Here is a 21,099-nt window from a genome sequence, read left to right on the forward strand (position 1 = left end):
TTTCTGGGTTATTACATTTTTGGAATTGTTGACTTAACCGTTTCCCAATACTCAGGATTAAGCATGCGAGCACTTCCTATAATTGCGGCATCTTCTTTTAACTTGGAAAGCTCAATACTGGTATCAACTCCTTGAGATTTTAATGCCGATTCGAATGCTGGTCCAAACAAGTTGTATGCACCAGTAACATTTCCACCAATCACCAAAGTCTTAGTATCGAACTTTTTTAGCCAATGCCCAAGGAATTCGCCCATATTACTTCCGTACTGTTTGAAAATATCTGCAGCCTTAGGGTTTTCATATGCAGCTTCAGCAATTGAACGAGTTCCAGATACTTCTAATCCAGTTTCCTCTTTATAACGCTTAATAAACCAACGCGTAGAGAATGAATCATCAGCAATTCCATCAGCATAAGGTAAATGCCACACGCAACCCATTTTAGGAACAGTCTCACCTTCTACAACAGGTACACCAGAATCAACAAATGCAGAACCGAAACCTGTACCTAATGTAATTGACATACTTTTATCAACACTGGCAGCACTTCCCAGCCATGCTTCACCTACTGCAAAAGCAGATGCGTCATTCATAAATCGTAAAGGCACAGAGGGATCTAAGCTCAATATTTTTTTCAACTTAGAAGCAACATCGACACCATTCAAGCTCTCGTATTTATCCACCAATTCAAAACGACCTATACCTGATTCATATTCGAATGGCCCTGGCATACCGAAACCAATCCCTGCCAAATCATCTTTATTTATTGCCTTCATAGAATTAGCTAAAACATCAGCCCAACTTTTTAGAATTGTTGATTCATCGGCCTTATTGTCAACACTACCTTCACTGCGTGTTCCTTCTACCAGTTCCCCTTTTTCAAGATCAACCAAAGCACAAGAAATATGACTTCCTCCAACATCGGTTCCTATTGCATATTTTTTCATAGATACTTATGTATATTAAAGTTCGATTACATTATCACTATTCTTTTTTACAGATTAAATTTTGGATAGAAAAAGAATAAACAAGCTTTGAATATTCTTCTTATTTCATAAATCCTTACATGTAATTCTCTATAAAAAAGAAAAGCATACACAGTTTAACCACGAAAATCAAACTTTTCACCCTTACTAATAAGCTGTAAAAACATCAATTAGCCGCTTGTAAATCAAAAAAAATCCCTAGCAGTATAATAACACTGCCAAGGATTTAATCACATTCGACCTATTCAATATAGCTTTTTGGTAATTAAACAAGAGCTATACATTAAAATCATTAATTTATATACTTACACTTTACTTTTTCTCATTTAGTTCTATTAGTTTCATTGAATGAGTCTTTAAATCCAATTTTAGGTCAAGTTCTCCATTTTTATTACTTTTTATTTCATAATTACTTGTAGGCGTAAGACATCCAGCTTCCTTTATTGGTGCCAAATCTAATGTTTCAGAGTATTGCGGTTCTCCCTGTTTTTTCCATGCAGAAAATGTATTGTTGTGACTATCATCCATAAGTGTTTCCACAAATTTATATGTAGTGTTCGGCTTCAAGTCTTTAATCTGAATTAAAACCGAATCAATGGCATTTTTACCATGCTCATCTTCTTCATAATTGTATGCAATAAATGAGATATTTTTACTTGCTGATTGAGTTGCCAAAATACCAAACCGATTGTCTTTTTTATTACAACCTACCTTAATTCGATACTCTTTTAATTTAGCCAACATCTCGAAACCTGTTTGAATTGGTTTAGGTATATTTCCACCTGTTAGAAGTTCCCTTTGACCAAGGAAAAGTTTCTCAGCATCAGCCTCGCCAACAAATCCCCAGTACAGCAACATAGAAGTAGGAAAATTATAATTATCTTCTATCTGATATAGTGAATTAACCAACTTTACAAGGAAAAGTGCAGATTCCTCATTATTTCTATAAACTAGATCTGGATGATCTTCAAGTTTCCTCCAAAAATTAGATGCCATCCCCCATTCGTTTATATGTAGTTCTGTTCCTTTTAAATCTGGAAACTCTTTCATTAATCTTTTTAACCACAAAACAGATTGACTAAAACGCTGAACTTGCGGCTGTAAATGAGGTGCGGAATTTAACCACTTACCAGATAATCCGTAGATATGATAAGAAATAAAATCGATACGAGTACCTTTCTCACCTGTTACATAATTCGTGCCGTTTACCACATGATTCAAAAAAGGTCTCAAAAAGTATTCATGGTAACATGCCGGACCTCCTACTTTCAATTCTGAATCTACTGATGTAACAGCATCTACAAATACATCATACATTTTGTAAAATGTATCCATTTGATCAAGAGGCCATCCATCTGGCTCATTCCACACTTCAAAATACCAGGAACGGACTTCTTCATGCCCAAACTCATCAATAAAGTTTTTAGTTGCAGCCTTCATTAAATCGGACCATTTTTTCCAATCATTAGGACCTGTATTGCGCATTTTCATGCCCTCATCATTTCCTTTAGATAAAGATTCAGATTTTTGTTCCAATAATTTGGGAAGGTAATCGTATTCAACAATTGGTTTTAATCCTCTTTTCACATACTCTCCTAATACTTTATTAACATTTGAAAAATCATAAATTGGATTGCCATTTTTATCCTCAGAATAAACATTCTGCCCTCTTAAAATACCTTTTTTTTTATCTTGAACGAAGGTATGATGGGTGCGCAAATAGGTATGCGACTGTGTTGATTTCATCCTGTTCAACATAGATTGTCCGCTCGGCTTTGTTACATGATTAAATAAATAATCTGAACCCGCTGCCTTCCAGAATTCAGAATTTTCACCTACAATTTCATTCGTATTTATGGTAAAAACCACACTGCTATTTGTTCCTTTTTGCTGAGCTATCGCAACAAAAGAAAATAGTATTAGGACAATTAATAACTTTTTCATATTCTATGTTTATTTATGCGTATTTATATATATATTTCCAATAATTCCAGAAGGCTCGTACTTCCATTTATCTGTTGAAAACTTATCGTAAGTTATATTTACAAAGTTGATATCGTAAAACTTCTTCCATCCTGGATTTTCCGTGTCGTATTTTTTCATATAATTCGATGAAAGGTTCTGAACGACAATCTCTATTTTATTCTGCTCTTGAAGTATATCAGCAGGTATTTCCAACTGATTTGGGAAAGACCAAATAGTACCGCAGTCAACTCCATTGATAATTACATTGGCGGTTTCCCTTACTTCATCAACATGTAGAATGTACTGTTTTTGTGATAATTGCTTCGAATTCAAACTAAATAATGTTACATAATGTGCTTTGCCAGAATAAGTTTTTAATGCCTCATCTCCCCATTCTGTCCACGATTTTAATTGACTTATTTTGTGTTCTGGTTTTAGCTGGTGAGATTCATAGTCTTCAAACCTTACTTTCCATTTCCCATTCAACACAATTTTCTCATTGAATTGATATTTCTTCCATTCTTCCTGCTTAGGTTTGCTAATAGAAGTTTGTACCAATAATGATTTACCAGGAGGAATATTTAAATAAAACTGATCACTGGTTTTGATATATCCCTTTTTATTCGTCAATGGATCAGTTATAGAAATGTAATTGTACTTGCCTGAAAGGGTAAGCATTTCTCCTTTAAATTGATTGCTTAAATTCGTAATGAAATATAAATTCCCCATTGAGTTTCTTTTACGGATAAACTCTAAACCACGCAATTTAAGTTCCTCTTCTTCAATACCAAGTTGATGAATCTCATCTTCCAAACTACTGGTTATTGTAAAGTTTTCACATTCGAATACCTTACGATCCACTTTAGTTAAAGGAAAACCGGAGTAGAACTTGGGTAGATCCTCAACAAAGATGATTTTCACGCCCTGATCAGCCAATTCTCTCAATTCTTCAAGAGTTGATTTTTGAATATAATCAACCTTAGGAACTATAATTGTTTTATACTTTGCCTTATCAGAAATAAATACATTATTCTGCGCATCCACACCTAATTGCGCGATCTGTTTGTCGGAAACATAATCGAATGTATAACCTTTATCCCAAAGTAGTTCAGCCGTTTTGCCAAAAGAGTTAGCACTAAACCATTCTTTATAGTGATGAACATCAAATAAAAACAGGATATCACGTTTTTTAGCCCTGTATTTAGTCCATATATCATTAATGGGGAAATATAACAAAATGTCGTTATCCGAACTGGCTTCTTGCAATGGTTCCTGACAATTTTTAATGTAAGCATTAAGCAATGGGAATTCATCCCAAAAGTGTGAACTCTGCCCAAAATTGGTAGATGCATAAAACAACCAACCTGGAAATCCTTCCTCTTTAGGAGAGTAGGTAATACCATGATAAAACACATGATTAATTCCTGCTGTAAATAACTCATCAATCTGAGGTTTTACTCTCTTTAAAGGAACCTTGAAATGATCAGCTAGCCAAGTAGCTGTTTCAGAACTCACCAAGGGCTTATTTAGCAAATGAGCCGGCGACGAAGCAAATTTCATCATCAAGGGATTTGGTCTTCCAAATTTGCCCGCGCGATAATCGGGATCGCAACTTAAATTTGGAATACTAAAATCACTACAGCCAAAGGCTTCTGTTTCCGGAATATCGGCTAATGCATAAAGATCAAGCAAGTTACTTGGAGAACCATGCGCCTGGTTGCGCGAAATCTTCGCTTGATTAGTGGTCCATTCTGTCCAGGTTTTGGTAAATTCTGAATACAATAGTTCCGATAATGTTTCCCTTACATCATGTACAATCAACTCATAATTTTCATCAGTTCTATCTTCCAAAACATAGAGGTAATCAAGCAAGTCATAATTCTGTATTTCTTTAAACACACCTAGAAACTGACCTGTCCAATTGGCTCTGTAAACTTCGTAAGAATCGTGATAAAAAGCTCTGGGCTGAATCGGAAATTTAGTAATGGTAAAAATAGTGTCAAATTGATTCAAGTAATAGTTAACCGATTTTTGATCAAAGTAATCCATTACCAATCCTTCTCCACCTGGAGCAGCACGTTTTACCATCTGCTCTGTTTGTCCCATCCCAAATATGTTTAACTTCCAATCTCCGTATGCTACTTTTTGATTAAGGTGAGCATTTTTGATTTGATCTTTCAAATTGAGCCTCTCTTTTCCATTAAACGCATATATTGCTACAACATTCAATATTCCAGCTTTTGACTTTACTTCATCGATATCTAAAAACAGGCTATCACTATTTTCAAAGTTAAACTCTCTACTGATCAGTTTTTTTGCTGCATATTCTGACGTAATCCATCTTCCTCCAAAAGGCCATGCAGTTCCCAGGGTCATATCCACTCCAAGCCCTAATTCTTTAGCTTCATTTATTGTGTATTGAACCATTTCCAGCCATTCTTCAGACAAAAAACTTTTAAATTGTTTTTCATAACCCTTTACACCATAAATTGGTACGATATGTACCCCTCCTAAACCTGCATTCTTAAACTCAATTAATTGTTGCTTAATGTCAGTTTTATTTACAGCACTACCCATCCACCACCAATATGACCATGGCTTTGAAGTTTGATATTTAAATTGTGCAGACGCATCATAAGTAAAAAATAATGTCATAATTATAATGACAAATCTTATATTCAGAACTGTTTTAGATTTCATAAGTAGATTCACTCTTAAATTTGAAAAGGATAGTTTATATATTGTAATTTGACAAACAGCAACACTTTCTATTGTATTTTAACCTTCATTAATGTAATTATCAAGCATTAGGTAAAAATTGCAAAAATCTTCACAGTCTTCATTACACAAACATTACAGTTTTTATATGTGTTAATTATCTTATTTCAATTTTTCAATCTAATAATATATGCCTGCCTACTACCAGAATGCGTCGAGTTAAACCCAATCATATTTCCTTTTGGACTCCATCTACAGTGTATATCACATCGCCATTTTTTTTTATACTTTTCTGGTTGTGGAAATCTACCTATAGGAAGAACAGTTTCCGATTCCATATCCATAAGGAAAATTTTTTGCTCTTTTAATCCATTTTTGGGATAGGTATCTGTTACCATCCATTTGCCATCAGGCGAGAACGTTCCATGTCCATCATAATCCAATATACCATTCCCCAACCGTTTATAATCTTTATCTCCAACCGTAAATAAAACATGACCGTATTGCTGCTTTTTATATTCAGCCGTTACCATTAATTCTTCATCATTTAGCCAATCAAAGTGAGATCCTCCCCATCCATCAGGGAAACACTTTTTCAGATTGGTTCCATCTCGATTAATTGTAAATGCGGTTGTATTTCTATTGGGACGGGCCCGAGCTAACCAAAATATTTTAGATCCTTCCCTACTAAAAAGTGTATGATTAAAATATTCCAATCCATCATTTGGAACTTCAGGCACCAATTCTTTGATATCCTGAAAAGAAACTAATAGTTTTTTTTTCCCTGTTTCCAGATCAAGAATGAATAAACCATCATCTTCAGGAAAAACTTTATCTAATTTTGCATCTTGTCCATTTCCTCCATATCCATACGAATCTCTTGTTTTACGTAATCTTGAAAAATTAATGCTCACTGCCTCTTTCCCATTTGGAGACACCGCACTAATCGGATAAGGGATAATTTTCTTCTCTTTAATTGTATGAACATTTAAAATAACAGAAACAAATTTACCATCTCTAATGTCATTATATATTATAAGACTATCAGGATTGCTTCCTAACCAATGTGCCATACATCCTTGCTGAAAATTCCAAGCTGTTGTTTTAGCAATTGGAATAAACTCCAAACTCTTTAAATCAACTAATCCTAGTGTTGCCGTATCACACTCCGTTGGTAACCTATACTTTATATCCGTCTCTAAAACAGTCACATATTTCTGATTTTGACTAAATGAATTAATACCATAATAACTGGCAAAGAAATGATCTTTGCCTTCTTTAGTTATTTGAATAGGTTCACAAACTTTGGGGAATTGAATACTAATACTGGTTTTATAGTTAGAACAAGAGAATCCAATTATTAAGATTAATATCAGTGTTATTAAATGCCCCTTAAAGAAAAATTTCGTATTCCTTATCATAGATCCAGAAATTCAATTAAATGCATTTGTCGGGTGTGAGTTGCGGTATCCACAGCATCAAAACATATTTTGTTTCCTGCAGGATTCCAACGCGGATGAAAATCACATCTTGTATCGCTATGCAAATATTTATAGTGAGGGACAGCTATGTTTGCCAGCATTAAACCTTTGTTTAACTCCAAATCGAACAACCATAGCGAGGTAGAATTGCTATCATCTTCTGTTCTGTCGGTGGCCAAATATCTTCCATCAGGAGAAAAAGTACAATGGCCATTATCTATAATAAAATTCTCACCAATTATCGAGAAATCATTTTCTCCATCGGTAAAGAGATAGTGCATGTACTCTTTTGTTTTCGGATTTTTATAGGTGGCAACAATTTCTGTATCATTGCGCCAACCGAAATGTGAAACTCCTGTCCCAAAAGGAATAACCATTTTTAAATCACTACCATCCATATTGGCAGTAAACATTGCTGAATCTATTTTACCCTTTTCATTTCTTGATCGGGCCAAAAATAAAAATCGCGTACCTGACGGATTAATATCAGTATGGTTAAACCAGATATGTCGATTCGCCAAAAAAGGATATTTACCTACTGATTTATCAAACACCTCAGCAATGCTAACGACAAGTTTTGCCTTGTTCTTTTCCAAATCAATTAGAAAAACACCGTCTTTATAAGGATGCGCTTCATTTGCATAAGGATCTACCGCATCGGCATAGCCAACTACTTTGCGCATCCTACTTAATCGTCCATAAGTAAGACTTAGTGCAAATTTCCCTTTTTTCGATACGGCACTAATGGTTCGAGGCAGAATCGTTTTTTGTCCTGTTTCGATATCCAGTCTTATTGAAGCCATTTCGTTGTTAATTCTATCGTTAAAGATGATTTCTTTATTGGGGTGAGTTGGATTCCAATGCAACATGGCTCCTTGCTGTAAATTCCAGGCAAGAGTTTCGGTAATTGGTGTAAACTCTCCACTATTCGGATCAATCAATCCAATCTTTGCTTTCTCACCCGGTTCAGGCATTCGATCATGAAAGCTCGATTCTAATCCAACCATAGTGGATTCATTCCCATTCCAAGGTGAAGTTCCGTAATAACCAAAGAAATGATGATTAGGACCTTCAGTTAAAGTGCTTAACCTAAACTTTGGCAAATCACTACTATCATACTTATTCTTTTTTTTCTTCTTAGGCTTCTTTTTTTGAGCTAATAAGTCTGAAGTAGGCAATAATAAGGTTCCTAGCAAACCTACTGATGATATATTAAAAAAATCTCTCCTTTTCATCTGCATTGATTGTTTTTAATTATAATAATACAATTGGAATATATTTTTAAATGCCAAAAGAATTCCTTATTTTAATTCACAGCAAATTGATTATATGCTAATGGCTCCTCCTAAAAAATTTAATGGTCATAAGTTATAGTGGTATTTTGATTTGCTATACTATCATTTCTCCATACATAATGTTCTGAAGGCAAGTGTGCTTCATTAAAATACTCTTTTGCTTGCTTTACAATTTCAGGATACTGCTTAGCCAGGTTTTTCTTTTCTGATATATCATCATTAATATCATACAGTTCAATAGGTTGATGATTTTTAAAATGCATATCATGCTGAATTGCTTTCCAGTTTCCAAAACGCACAGCTCGCCATCCATTTTTTTCATAAAATTCCCAATACATATATCGCTTATCCAAGTGCTGAATTTCACCCTCTAATGATGGTAATACGCTACGACCATCAATATTATCAGGCATAGGAGCACCTGCTATATCTGCAATGGTTGGCAGTACATCCGCAAAATACCACGGAGTTTGACTAATGGTTCCAGCCTCCACCTGCTTGGGGTAACGAACAATCATTGGCACGCGTATTGCGCCTTCATATGGATCTCTTTTCACTCCACGTAAAGGTGAATTAGAGTCAAAAAGTTTCCATTTTTCAGAAACTTCGGCAGCTCCATTGTCTGATGTAAAAAACACAATTGTATTTTCATCCAATCCATTCTTTTTTAACGCTTCCATTAACATCCCAATGGTATTATCCATTCTTGTTATCATGGCTGCATAAGCTTTAGCATCCTGCTCCCAATCTTTCTCTTTATAAATTCCCAAATCAGGCAATTCATACTTATAATGAGGCACACAAAGTGGGATGTATAATAGAAATGGCTTTTCTCTATTGCGATTAATAAAATCTATAGCATAATCAGCAAATAAATCATGTGTATATTGTTCTTTATTTCCATTTTGATTGCCAATAAGTTCAACTTTCTCATTATTCTTCCAGATGTACTCAGGATAATAGCTATGTGCTCTGCGTTGATTTAGAAAACCATAAAATTCATCAAAGCCCTGTAAGTTAGGCTCTCCGGATGTATTGGGTTCTCCCAATCCCCATTTTCCAACCATAGCAGTAGTATACCCTTCCTGTTTTAACATTTCAGGAATGGTAAAATCTTCTTCTTTCAAAGGAACTCTTCCATCAATACCAGCAAGACCTTTTACCCCTCCAAAACCGAAATTACCACGAACTCTTGTATGTCCAGTATGCATTCCTGTCATTAAAACACTTCTAGAGGGTGCACATACTGATGCACCTGAGTAACACTGTGTAAAACGCATTCCTTCAGCAGCCAATCTATCTATATTAGGAGTCTGAATGAGTTTTTGCCCATAGCATCCCAGATCTGAATACCCGAGGTCATCGGCCATGATAAAAATTACATTTGGCTTTGTTGGCTCTTCCTTTTTTGTACATGAGAATGTTGTTAGAATACATCCTATGATGATTAATATTTTATATTTCATTGAATTATCCTGAATTTTTATTTAGAAATTTTTGCTCCCTTTAGCAAATTATTCATCAGCTCTATTTTATCCGAATCTATTGCTTTCACAAACTGCTGTGTGCCTTGCTTTACATTACAATTTCGAATTAAAACCTCATTCACGTTATTCAAATTAATTACAGGCATACCTTCAGTAAGATGATCCATTTTAAAATCATCAATAAGAATTTCTGTTGCATCATTAATTTTTAATGGAATTTCATCTTTCGAGCAAGTTAGAGAAACATCTCGCAAGCTTAAATTATTCACAAAAGCAATTTTAAATCCATTTTCTGCTTTAAAACTTGAATTTACAATCGAAAATTCGTCAACTGGAGATTCTGGCAAACCTATTATTTGAACACTATTTTTTACATCTGTTGCAGTAATATTACTCAGATGCATATTTTTAAATGTTGGAGTTTTCTCTGAAACAGGAACTGGCTTTGAATTTTTATTACCATAATACATGTCCACAGATATTGCAGTTTCAACATTCGACATTACAATATTACTGGCTCTATAGTTTTCAACTGTTCCTCCTCTTTCACGATTTGTCTTAATGCGAAGTCCTCGTAAAGTTCCATTAAAAACGCAGTTTGAAATACTTACATTCTTCACACCTCCAGACATTTCACTTCCTATTCCAATTGCACTGCGCCCATGGGCAAAAGTACAATTGCTAATTACAACATTTTCGCAAGGGATTCCAACTCTTCTTCCATCCTCGTTATATCCTGATTTTATGGTAATACAATCATCACCACAATCAATAAAGCAATTCAATATTCTAACGTCTTTACATGATTCCGGATCAATTCCATCGGTATTGGGTGATTCGTAAGGCTGAATAATAGATATTTTTTCAATAGTAATATTTTCACAATAAACCGGATGAATGGTCCAGGATGGAGAATTGATAAATGTTAATTCGCTAATCAAAACATTCGTACAGTTATATAGATTAACCAATCGAGGACGTGGAACTTTTAAAGGGCAGCCCTCGGGATTTTCAGGCTCCCTTACTTTATGAATTCCATGTTGTTTTCTTATTTTCTTTGTTTCAACATGAGCATTCCACCACTTTTCACCTTGTCCATCAATGGTTCCTCGCCCTATAATAGATACATTCGAAAGATGATGACCTGTGAATATTGAAGCATAGACTTTTCTCTCTATTCCTTCCCATCTTCCATCGATAATTGGTGTATTTTCAATATTGTCATCGAATAATAAAGTTGCTCCAGCCATCACTTCAAAGCAAATATTACTTTTTAAGAATAAAGCACCTGAAAGAAATTTTCCTGGTGGGACAACTACTTTTCCTCCTCCGTTTTCGGCACACTTATCAATCGTTTTTTGAATAGCTTCCGTACATAATGTTTTACCATCATTTTTTGCCCCAAAGTTCGTTATATCATACACTCCATTCTGTGCCTTAGAACCATAAATTGAAAACATTCCAATAATGATCAATAATAAAATTTTGTATTGACTCATAAATCTGTATTTTTTTAAATTCAATTAATTTTAAAACTTATATTATTGTGACATCTCCCTAATCGAGATCCGGCAAAACCAAATTATCCTTTGATTCTATTTGCCATTGTTTAATTCTACCAGTTAAATCCTTTACCTTTTGCTGATATTTTTTCTGATAAAAAAGATTTCTGGTTTCATGCGGATCTGAATTCAGGTCAAACAGCAAACTTTGACCATCTACTTTAAATGCGAGTTTCCATCCATCTTGAGTAACAATAGTTCTTGTATCAGGCCACTCAATGAAAATATCGCGAGTAAGAGACTCTTCCCCTTTAAGTGTGGGTACAATGCTATTTCCGGTGAGATGATCTGGAATATCATTTCCTAATAGATCCAGTAATGTAGGTACAAGATCGATTTGACTGAAGCGCTCATGCACAATCCTTTTAGAACTCGTCAAATCAGAATCTTTTAATAGAAAAGGTACACGAATCGATTCTTCATACATTACATCCTTATTCACAATTTTATGTGCCCCCATCATTGTACCATGATCTGAGGTAAAAACAACAATGGTATTGTCCGATAATCCCAAAGAGTCCAGTTTATTCAAAATCACACCAACACTTCTGTCAACCTGAGATACCAAGCCCCAATAACGAGCTATTAATTGTCTGTAATTCTGTTCATCAGGACCATATTTATTTATTTCTTTTTCACGTTTTTTCCTGTAGGATAAAGGAATATCCTCTCCTAATTCATTATTAAAGTTTTCCGGAAGAACAACTACATTCGGATTATATAAAGAATCTAAAGGACCGGTAAAAGGCATATGAGGTTCCAAAAAGCTCACATACATGATAAAAGGTTGATCATGAACTTGGTCTAAAAATTTAGTGGCATTTTCCTGTAAAAAAGTTGGTTTACAATGCTCAATTGGAAGACTTGCTGCATATTTTCTACCAAAACGATTTTTTTTAGTATTTTTTGGTGTGTAGCCTTTTTCCAACAGCCATTTGTGATAATCGCTTCTTTCATCGCTATCTCTTCCTTCACTATACTCATCATAGTATAAATCTTCCATAGATACCCAAGTATCAAACCCTCGCTGTTTAAATATTTCATCCCCCAGGTGCCATTTTCCAATGTAAGCTTTTTTGTAATCAGGATCTTTAACCAACTCGGGTAAGGTTAATATATTTTTAGGCAGAATACTATCATTATTTAAAACACCATGTGTATGCGGATACACCCCAGATAATATAGTCCCCCGGGCTGGAGAACAAACTGGTTGAGATACATAGGTATTTTTAAACACAAAGGATTCTTTTGCTAAGGCATCTAAATTAGGGGTCTTAATTATTTTGTTACCATAATCTTTAAGCGTAAAATAATTCTGCTGATCAGTAATTATAAAAAGGAGATTCTTTTTGGTTTGCTGAGTCTTTTTTTCAGTACAACCCCAAATTGCACATACTACAATTAACAATGTAAAGGATATCTTATTCATCATCTATAATATCATTTAATAGATTTCTTTTACTTAAACTTTACGATTCCGTTGGTTTTTTTCAAGTTAAAGTAATCTGCATCTACAGAAATTACTTTTTCCCCTTCAATTGTTACATTCTTAAATGTGATTTGTAAATCTTTATTTTTTGTATGAGACTCTATTCTTGAAACTTGAATCTTTTTGGGGAACATCTGCTCAAAGGAACAATTTTCAAAAACCACATTATTAATTTTACCTGTCCAAGGCTGATCTTCTTCTCTCCTGGTAATGTATACATTGATTGGCATTTGCTTTCTATCCGGATAGTAATATTCAGTCCTAATATCCTTAAATAAAACACCATTTACATTTGCTCTATCACGAACATTAACACCAAGAGCTCTATCGGCCTCAATGATGTCGTTATTTTGAAAAACAATTCGTTTGTAATTTGCACAGCGGGTTTCCGTGCCTATTTTGAGAGATGTTTTTTTCGTTAAAAACACACAATTTCTTACAATTATGTCCTCAACGTCATCGTATACTTCCAGATTACCGTAGCCCGTGCATTTAACTGCAACATTATCATCGCCGGCCCATCCAAAACAGTTTTCAATCAATACTTTTTTAGAACCATCAGGATCCCAACCATCTAAACTCCCAAAGAATTCATTATTTATTAGGTTGTTCATGATTTTACACTTTTTAAATGTGACATCTTGACAACCCATAATGTGTGTATTCCATCCTGTAGGATCTTTAAAAATTGGTCCTTCAAAACTTATATTCTTTGATTTATACATAAACATCAATCGAATATGGGTTGATTGAGAAGCCATTTTAGGCGGATTCACAGCTAAGATTTCTGATCCGTTTGCATCAAATGTTCCTAATCCAGTAACTTGAATATTTTCCACCTGATCAAGGTAAATGAATCGATCAATGCCTTCGTTTTCTTTTGCCAGATAGGATTCAATTTCAGATGCATCTGCTTTTATTCTGGCATTTTTAGACAAGTGAATTTTAGAATTACTCTTTAATTGTAGCATAAATGTCTTATAGGTTCCCTCAGGAAAAAGAAGCACTTTCCCGCTTCCGGATATATCATTTAATGCCTTCTGGATTTTTTCCGTTTCGTTTGTTTGTCCCGAATTGTCAACTCCATAAGTTTTAATGATATCAACAAAGTTTCCTTCAGGAAGCACTTCTGGTTCTTCTATTAAAATCACCAACCTTTTGGTGAAATCCTGATCTTTTTTGAATCTTACAACGACATAGCCAGGTTTATTCACAACAAATGATAAGCTATTCCCTTTTTTTGTCCCCTTTATACCATAACTATGTGGTGAAATATCCCAATCCGAATTGTTAAAATCAAATCCTGAACAATCGACACGCAACGATAAAGGAGCTCCTTCATAGCTTACTCTTGAATATTTATAAGTGCTTACCTGATATGAAAGTGGCACATCATTTTGTTCCATAACCGGAATGGTTTTCCCATTGCATTCCAACGTATAAGTTTGTGCTATAGTAGTATTAATACAAATAATTATAAATAAACTTGCCAGAAGGCATTGAAGTATATTTTTTTTCTCAATAATATTCTTATTCATTATTATCATCATTAATTGTTAAACAAATAACCATCTCTCCCTTTCTATTGATCAGATTTTAACTGGCTCAATACTTCCTTGAATGTGGAAATTAGTTTCTTCTCATTGCCATTTAAATCATCCAAGCTTAAAACATTTTCTTCCAAAGGATCTTCGCTAATATGAAATATATCGCCATTTTCGTATAGTTTCCATTCTTTATTATGTACCATTCTCCGTTTAGGATATTTCTCCTTACCACAGTCAAAATGTGAAAACACCCAATCTCTGGCTTTATAATCTTCATTCTTCATTTGTGGATAAAAACTGTATCCATCGGTCATGAATCCATTGGGTAGTTCTACTCCTGCAACATCACATAGAGTTGGTAAAAAGTCCGAAAAATCAATTAAATTATCATTAACCTGACCTTCTTCTATTTTTCCATCCCAATAAGCTACCAAGGGAACATGTCTTCCATATTTACAGGTAGCCCCTTTCATTCCTTTAATTTTATTACCATCCTTCATTTTGGAAACGACCTCTTTGCCAGTTCCGTTATCACCTGTAAAAAGAATCAAGGTATTATCACTGATTCCCAGCTCTTTGGTTTTATCCACCAACTCTCCTATCAATTTATCCATGTATGCTACTTCATCCTTAAAGTAGGTTGTGTCGGTAATTGCATCCTTTGATCCTCCAGAATTGGCAATTTTAAAGCTATCATAGTTTTTTGAATCGGGTGATGGAACAAATGGGCGATGAGCTAAAACCATTGGGTAATAAACTAGAAAAGGTTCATCTTTTTTACGTTCCATAAAGTCCATAATAAAATCGGCAAACATTCTTGGACCATACTCTCCATTGTTAAATTTTTTCATTTTACCATTTTCAAGAACCCTTGGGTTTTTATACCTCTCATTATAACTTGTGAAAGTAATTTGCCACAACAAGTATTCATCGAAACCAGCTTTGAATGGTGCAAATTCATCACCTTTTAACTGCCACTTCCCAGCAATGCAGGTAGCATATCCATCAGCTTTTAGTAGATGCGCAAAGGTCGTTTCATTTGTATTTAAATAGCCGAATTGTTCATAGTTTCGGAAATTATACTTCCCTGTCATAAATTTAACCCTGGAAGGAGTACACAAGGGCTGGGCATAACAATGGTTGAATTTCACTCCTTTTTCTGCCAAGTTATCGATTCTTGGAGTTTGATAACTCGCATTTCCATAGCAGCCAATTGTTTCAAAACCTAGATCATCGGCTAATATTAAAATGATATTGGGTTTATTTTCTTTAGCTTGCAGGTTTTCTTGGTTGTAAGCCATCATCAGTAAGGCTATCAGCAAGAACTTAAAACTCCTATTTCTCTTCATACTTCAACATTAATTTTTCTATTAAATCCTTACTCTTTTAACGAAAACGGATAAATTGTCCCTTATAAGAAAAAGCAAGTTTATCGTAAATTCACAATGCTTGATGAACTTAAAACTATTAACTATCTCTTAATCTTGCCTGTATTCATTTAGTATTTGCAAATTGAATTAAGCTCAATGGGTGTGTTTTTTTGAGCAGATTCATAAATTTTCGTAATCAATTCCAATGATTTTAACCCCTCGTTTCCATTTACCAGAGGCTCACTTCTCTTTTTTACTGCCCTAATCATATCCTCTATTAGTAATTTATGCAATTCAAGACCGATACCTGTTGCATTTGACGAACCAGTTTTTAATTCCTTTTTACTACTTATCTTATTTCTGGGCTCACCTTTTACATTCCACTCTTTAACTCTACCACCTTCAAGGATAACACTCCCTTTCTCCCCATAAATTTCCAGCCTTTCCGGATACCCAGGGTATAGTGCAGTTCCTGCAGTAATGGTAGCCATAGCTCCACTCTTAAAATTCACAATTGCTCCTGCAACATCTTCACCTTCTATATTATGAACCATACTGGAAACAGTACCATACACGGTTGTCGGTTCATCCATAATGTCCAATAAAAGATCAACAGTGTGTATGCCTTGATTAATTAATGCAGCACCGCCATCTCCCTTTAAGGTACCTCTCCATGCACTATCAGAATAATAATTGTGGGATCTGTACCAATTAATACATGCAGTGCCCATTAATAATTTCCCTAAAATTCCATCATCAACAGCTTTTTTAAGTTGTAGGTAATCTGAACTGAATCGATTTTGAAATACACATCCTAATATGATTCCATAAGCTTCACAGGTCTCTACCATATGAATTGCCCTTTTCAGGTTTACTTCCAAAGGCTTTTCACATAGCACATGCTTTCCTGCTTTAGCTGCTGCAATTGCAGGTTTCAAATGATTCCCACTTTGGTTACATATAATAACCACATCTATATCTGATCGCTCCATTAATTGATCAAAATCGGGGTAAGCAGAAATACCATAATGCTCAGATACATATTTAGCTCTTGCTTCAGAGGAAGCAGCCATAGCTACTAACTCAGCTTCGGCAATTTGATTGATACACTCAATATGTATTTTTGCGATATTACCCGTACCTACAATTCCGAACCTAATTTTAGTATCCATATTCCAAACACAATTTTTATCTTATTTTTTTATAATATCCTATTTAAATAATTTACAAATCATCTAAATCAGTTCCCCACTGCTTATTTGGCAAGTCTCCCATATTTAAAACAAGTTTCCCTCCTTTTATTAAATCCTTATGATAAAACCAGAATTGCTTATGATTTTTGCTATTTAAAAGTGCAGATTGTATATACCTGTTCTTGGAAGAATTATTCTTTGTTTCTATTACAAACTGATTACCTGGGTAATAATCATTATTAAGCTTTATTGTTATTTTTTCGAAGATGGGGCTTCCAATTTCATAGCGAGGATTCACTCCAGCTCCCCCATTCATTTCAAACAGTCCAATTTTGTGCAGAACGGCAAGAGCCCCCATTAATCCTTGGTCTTCATCACCATTATAACCATTTTGTGGATCCAAATCACTAAATATACGTTCGGTTACTTCACGAGTCCAATACTGTGTTAGCCAGGGTCTACCAGTATAATTAAAAATAAATCCCACCTGCATAGATGGCTGATTTCCATAATTTAAATATGTATTTTTCCTTTGGGTGTTTACAAATCGATCAGCTTTAAAGGATTTGCATACAAAATCATGAGAATCGGCGATCAGGAACTGCTGATTTAATTTCACTGCTGCTTTTCCTGCCCCCCCCATTAAATCAAACAATCCATGTAAATCGTGAGGTACAAACCATGTAGACTGGGCTGCTGTACTTTCAACAAATCCATGATGAGTCTCTATGGGATTAAAGTTTTCCAGCCACTTCCCCTCAACATCTCTTGGTCTCATCCAGGTAGAACTTGCATCCCAAACATTTTTATAGTTTTGTGATCGTTTTGAGAACATCTTATAATCATCAAAATGCTCTAAAGCATTTGATAATTGGGCCAAACACCAATCCTGGTATGCATATTCCAAAGTTTGGCCTGCTCCTTCGTTATGGTAGCCATTATTCTTATGAGGATTTGGATATGGTACAAAACCTTTGTCGATATAATATTGCAATCCACCACCAACACTAGTATTATGCTCGTAACCTGCCTTGCTCATTAATCCTCCAGCCATGGCATTTTTACGCATTCCTTTATAGGCCTTATGCACATCAAACTCTTTTATCCCTTTCATGTAAGCACTTACAATAAAAGGTGTAGTTGATGCACCTGTCATCACATAGGTATAATTTCCTCCGGAAGGACCTCTCGGAATTAATCCTCCATCATCATACATTAACAACATCGAGTTTATAAAACCTTCTGATACCTCTGGATAAACTAAATGCCATAAAGTATTAAGTGTCCATTGGGCACCCCAAAACGCATCTGAATTATAGTGATTAAACTTAGGTACCCCTTTTTTATTCAGAGGAATTTGACCAATTCTTGGTGCAGCTCCTGTCATATCACAGTACTTACCATTGATATCACTTATTATTCTTCTTCCTTGCAAAGCATGCCATAGGTCTGTATAAAATCGTGCTTGTTCTTTTTCACTACCTCCTTCCAGCTCAATTCTACTAAGCCATAAATTCCATTCGTCCTGGCTATCATTAACAAGTTTATCAAAATCCCAATGAATCAACTCTTTATTCAAATTCAGTTTTGCCTGTTCTATGCTTACATAGGAAATTGCAACTTTCATCAGAACTGTCTCGTCTTGTTCGTTGTCAAACTCAACATATACACCACCATTGGAACCTTTAAATTCCTCATTAACATCTATCAACTTTTTATTATGCCAGGCTTTAAACTGCTTATAGGCGGTATCAAATTCAATTACGAAATACACATAAGTATCTTTCGGTCTTCTGCGTGTTCCTTTCATTAAGGCATATCCCTCTATACTGGTTTTACCCACCTGTTTTGCATATCCTAATTTTGTTTCGCATGGGCCTAAAGTTGTTCCCAAATCCAACAAAATGTACCTTTTCTCACCTTTTGGATAAGTATATCTATGAAAACCAACACGAGTACTTGACGTTAACTCAGCTTTTATATTATACGAATTCAAGCTTACAGAATGATATCCCGGCTTTACTATTTCATCTTTATGCGAATATTTAGAACCATAGACTTTTGCTCCTAAATGACCTTTAAAATCACCCGAAACAGGCATGACCGGTACTCCCGATAATTGCCAGGCATGAATATGACTAAAGCATTTTATTGAATCTCTGTTATAACGATAACCTGAATCCCAGGCTCCATCAACTCCCATATCAGGACTAAGATTTACCATTCCAAATGGACGAGTAGCAGAAGAAAAGTAAAACCATCTTGAATTTGCGGCATCCAGGAGTGGATACACTAGATCTACCGGTCTTTTTTTACCCGATGCGTTTGTAAAAAGCATTAACACCAGGCTTATCACCAATAATAATTGTTTTGTATTTGGCATCTTCATCGTACGATCTATGATTTGATCATTATTCTTTTAATCCTTCTTCTTTCATTAACCTATCTTGTGGTCCCTTTATATCGCGAACACCTGTTTCGGCATTTACATTTGCCAAAAATCGTTTTAATTCATTTTCCAATTCAGTAGCTATTTCAGGATATTTGTTTAGAATATTGTTGGTTTCTGACAAATCTTCCCTAATGTTAAATAATTCAACTTTGGGTGTATTTTCATATTTTGTTTCTTTGCCCCAGTATTTTACCAGTTTAAAATCACCTTTACGGATTGCGCTGCGCGGTTTGCGATGTGAAGCTTGATGAAAAATTAAATATTCGCTATTTCGTTCTACTCTATCTTGATTATTATCTAAAAGTAAAGGGATTAAACTTCCCCCATCGATCTCATCAGGAAAATTCAGATCAGAACCTGCAAGCTGAGCAAATGTTGGCAAAAAATCCAATCCTGTCACAGGAACTTCGCACACCTGGTTCGACTTTAAATTTGGACCTTTAGCAATAAATGGAACTCTTAATCCTCCTTCATAGAAGGAATGTTTCCCATCGCGAAGTGGAAGATTTCTATCATGCTGAAGAGAGTACCTTGCTTCTTTCAGTTGTTTGTTTTCATCAATCACAGCAATCTGATTTAAGCGTCTGCGCCCCCCATTATCACCCATTAAAAAGATATAAGTATTGTCCTCAATTCCTTGCTCTTTTACAAAATCCAGAATCATACCAATACCAGTATCCATATCCTTCAACATTGCTGCAAATTCAGGATTGGTGTGACGTTCACCGTTTTCTTTATTCTTAAAATAATCATAAGTCTCTTTTTTGGAAACCAAAGACAGGTGAGCTGCGTAATGAGATAGCTGAACATAAAAAGGCATTCCTTCTTTAATACTCTCCTTCATAAAATCAGTTGCACGTTGGGTGATTCCAAAAATATCTTTCGGATTTTGATCATCCCAGTGAGCACTTGGTTTTCCAGCTTCAAGCATTTTAGTGGGATTCTCTATCTGATTTTGTACTAGATATTCTTTTGTAGCTTTTGTATATTCTCTTGCTTTTAAAAAACCATCTCCATATATCTCTCCTCCAGCGTTGGAAGTCATACCATCACTTATATCAAAGCCAGCCCTTTCTGGAAGCATGGCAATATGCCACTTCCCAAAATGAGCTGTTCGATAATTTGGATTGGCATTCTTTATTGCTTTTGGAATTGTTAACCAATCCTGTGTACTTCTATACCATACTGAATCTTTATTATAGATATGACGAGCAGCATTCTGTCCAAACATTAAACTATTTCTTGATGGCGCACAAATTGGATTCGGTGCATATCCTTGAGAAAATAAAATTCCTGTTTTCGCTAATCTATCTATATTGGGAGTCTCGTAAAAGTCACTTTTTGATTCAGGTATATTCGGATCTGCTCGATGAGATGTGTGAGTCCATCCTTGATCATCTGTTAGAATAAAGATGATATTTGGACTTTCTATTCTTGTCTTTTTTGTTGATGTTCCACAAGAATACATGAACAATACTGCTAATGCAACTGCCAATATTTTATATTTCTTCATACGTTTATAATTTTCATATGCTGCATGAACTCCTAAGTTAACTT

General features: G+C 34.9%; 13 protein-coding genes. All 13 read right to left on the bottom strand.

Annotation, left to right across the window (positions count from 1 at the left end; genetic code table 11):
- Nucleotides 1-11 precede the first annotated feature (11 nt).
- The gene (locus ELS83_RS16005) at nucleotides 12-944 is read right to left on the bottom strand and encodes an ROK family protein (protein ID WP_171596553.1); all 933 of its coding nucleotides are present in this window, start codon (nucleotides 942-944) and stop codon (nucleotides 12-14) included.
- 351 nt (nucleotides 945-1,295) lie between these two features.
- Nucleotides 1,296-2,927 (bottom strand): GH39 family glycosyl hydrolase, encoded by a 1,632-nt coding sequence (locus tag ELS83_RS16010; protein ID WP_171596554.1) that lies wholly within the window; start codon nucleotides 2,925-2,927, stop codon nucleotides 1,296-1,298.
- A gap of 9 nt (nucleotides 2,928-2,936) precedes the next feature.
- Nucleotides 2,937-5,603 carry a glycosyl hydrolase gene (locus tag ELS83_RS16015; RefSeq protein ID WP_171596555.1) on the bottom strand — a complete coding sequence of 889 codons (2,667 nt, stop codon included), beginning with the start codon at nucleotides 5,601-5,603 and terminating at the stop codon, nucleotides 2,937-2,939.
- Between the two features lie 230 nt (nucleotides 5,604-5,833).
- Nucleotides 5,834-7,087, bottom strand: a complete 1,254-nt coding sequence (locus ELS83_RS16020; RefSeq protein WP_171596556.1) for a TolB-like translocation protein — start codon at nucleotides 7,085-7,087, stop codon at nucleotides 5,834-5,836.
- Nucleotides 7,084-8,382 (bottom strand): hypothetical protein, encoded by a 1,299-nt coding sequence (locus ELS83_RS16025; RefSeq protein ID WP_171596557.1) that lies wholly within the window; start codon nucleotides 8,380-8,382, stop codon nucleotides 7,084-7,086. Before ELS83_RS16025 ends, ELS83_RS16020 begins: the two co-directional genes overlap by 4 nt.
- Nucleotides 8,383-8,501: 119 nt before the next feature.
- Nucleotides 8,502-9,908 carry an arylsulfatase gene (locus tag ELS83_RS16030; RefSeq protein WP_171596558.1) on the bottom strand — a complete coding sequence of 469 codons (1,407 nt, stop codon included), beginning with the start codon at nucleotides 9,906-9,908 and terminating at the stop codon, nucleotides 8,502-8,504.
- 17 nt (nucleotides 9,909-9,925) lie between these two features.
- Nucleotides 9,926-11,428, bottom strand: a complete 1,503-nt coding sequence (locus tag ELS83_RS16035) for a glycoside hydrolase family 28 protein (protein WP_171596559.1) — start codon at nucleotides 11,426-11,428, stop codon at nucleotides 9,926-9,928.
- 58 nt (nucleotides 11,429-11,486) lie between these two features.
- A complete protein-coding gene (locus ELS83_RS16040; RefSeq protein WP_171596560.1) occupies nucleotides 11,487-12,923 on the bottom strand; it encodes a sulfatase family protein in 1,437 nt (478 codons plus the stop codon).
- A gap of 26 nt (nucleotides 12,924-12,949) precedes the next feature.
- The gene (locus ELS83_RS16045) at nucleotides 12,950-14,518 is read right to left on the bottom strand and encodes a glycoside hydrolase family 28 protein (protein WP_171596561.1); all 1,569 of its coding nucleotides are present in this window, start codon (nucleotides 14,516-14,518) and stop codon (nucleotides 12,950-12,952) included.
- Between the two features lie 44 nt (nucleotides 14,519-14,562).
- Nucleotides 14,563-15,876, bottom strand: a complete 1,314-nt coding sequence (locus ELS83_RS16050) for a sulfatase family protein (RefSeq protein WP_216616623.1) — start codon at nucleotides 15,874-15,876, stop codon at nucleotides 14,563-14,565.
- Between the two features lie 149 nt (nucleotides 15,877-16,025).
- Entirely contained in the window at nucleotides 16,026-17,069 is a 1,044-nt protein-coding gene (locus ELS83_RS16055; protein ID WP_171596562.1) for a Gfo/Idh/MocA family protein, read from the bottom strand.
- Nucleotides 17,070-17,121: 52 nt separating this feature from the next.
- Complete coding sequence (locus ELS83_RS16060; protein WP_216616624.1) at nucleotides 17,122-19,473, bottom strand: GH92 family glycosyl hydrolase; 2,352 nt, start codon at nucleotides 19,471-19,473, stop codon at nucleotides 17,122-17,124.
- Between the two features lie 28 nt (nucleotides 19,474-19,501).
- Nucleotides 19,502-21,055 (bottom strand): sulfatase, encoded by a 1,554-nt coding sequence (locus ELS83_RS16065; protein ID WP_171596564.1) that lies wholly within the window; start codon nucleotides 21,053-21,055, stop codon nucleotides 19,502-19,504.
- Between the last annotated feature and the right edge of the window lie 44 nt (nucleotides 21,056-21,099).

This window comes from Marinifilum caeruleilacunae, assembly GCF_013141825.1.
GTDB lineage: Bacteria > Bacteroidota > Bacteroidia > Bacteroidales > Marinifilaceae > Marinifilum > Marinifilum caeruleilacunae.

Bases quoted from the DNA above. Each gene is read 5' to 3' on its own strand.
- ELS83_RS16050 (WP_216616623.1), bottom strand. From the start codon at position 15,876: ATGAAGAGAAATAGGAGTTTTAAGTTCTTGCTGATAGCCTTACTGATG.
- ELS83_RS16035 (WP_171596559.1), bottom strand. From the start codon at position 11,428: ATGAGTCAATACAAAATTTTATTATTGATCATTATTGGAATGTTTTCA.
- ELS83_RS16015 (WP_171596555.1), bottom strand. From the start codon at position 5,603: ATGACATTATTTTTTACTTATGATGCGTCTGCACAATTTAAATATCAA.
- ELS83_RS16055 (WP_171596562.1), bottom strand. From the start codon at position 17,069: ATGGATACTAAAATTAGGTTCGGAATTGTAGGTACGGGTAATATCGCA.
- ELS83_RS16060 (WP_216616624.1), bottom strand. From the start codon at position 19,473: ATGCCAAATACAAAACAATTATTATTGGTGATAAGCCTGGTGTTAATG.
- ELS83_RS16005 (WP_171596553.1), bottom strand. From the start codon at position 944: ATGAAAAAATATGCAATAGGAACCGATGTTGGAGGAAGTCATATTTCT.
- ELS83_RS16040 (WP_171596560.1), bottom strand. From the start codon at position 12,923: ATGATGAATAAGATATCCTTTACATTGTTAATTGTAGTATGTGCAATT.
- ELS83_RS16065 (WP_171596564.1), bottom strand. From the start codon at position 21,055: ATGAAGAAATATAAAATATTGGCAGTTGCATTAGCAGTATTGTTCATG.
- ELS83_RS16045 (WP_171596561.1), bottom strand. From the start codon at position 14,518: ATGAATAAGAATATTATTGAGAAAAAAAATATACTTCAATGCCTTCTG.
- ELS83_RS16020 (WP_171596556.1), bottom strand. From the start codon at position 7,087: ATGATAAGGAATACGAAATTTTTCTTTAAGGGGCATTTAATAACACTG.
- ELS83_RS16030 (WP_171596558.1), bottom strand. From the start codon at position 9,908: ATGAAATATAAAATATTAATCATCATAGGATGTATTCTAACAACATTC.
- ELS83_RS16010 (WP_171596554.1), bottom strand. From the start codon at position 2,927: ATGAAAAAGTTATTAATTGTCCTAATACTATTTTCTTTTGTTGCGATA.
- ELS83_RS16025 (WP_171596557.1), bottom strand. From the start codon at position 8,382: ATGAAAAGGAGAGATTTTTTTAATATATCATCAGTAGGTTTGCTAGGA.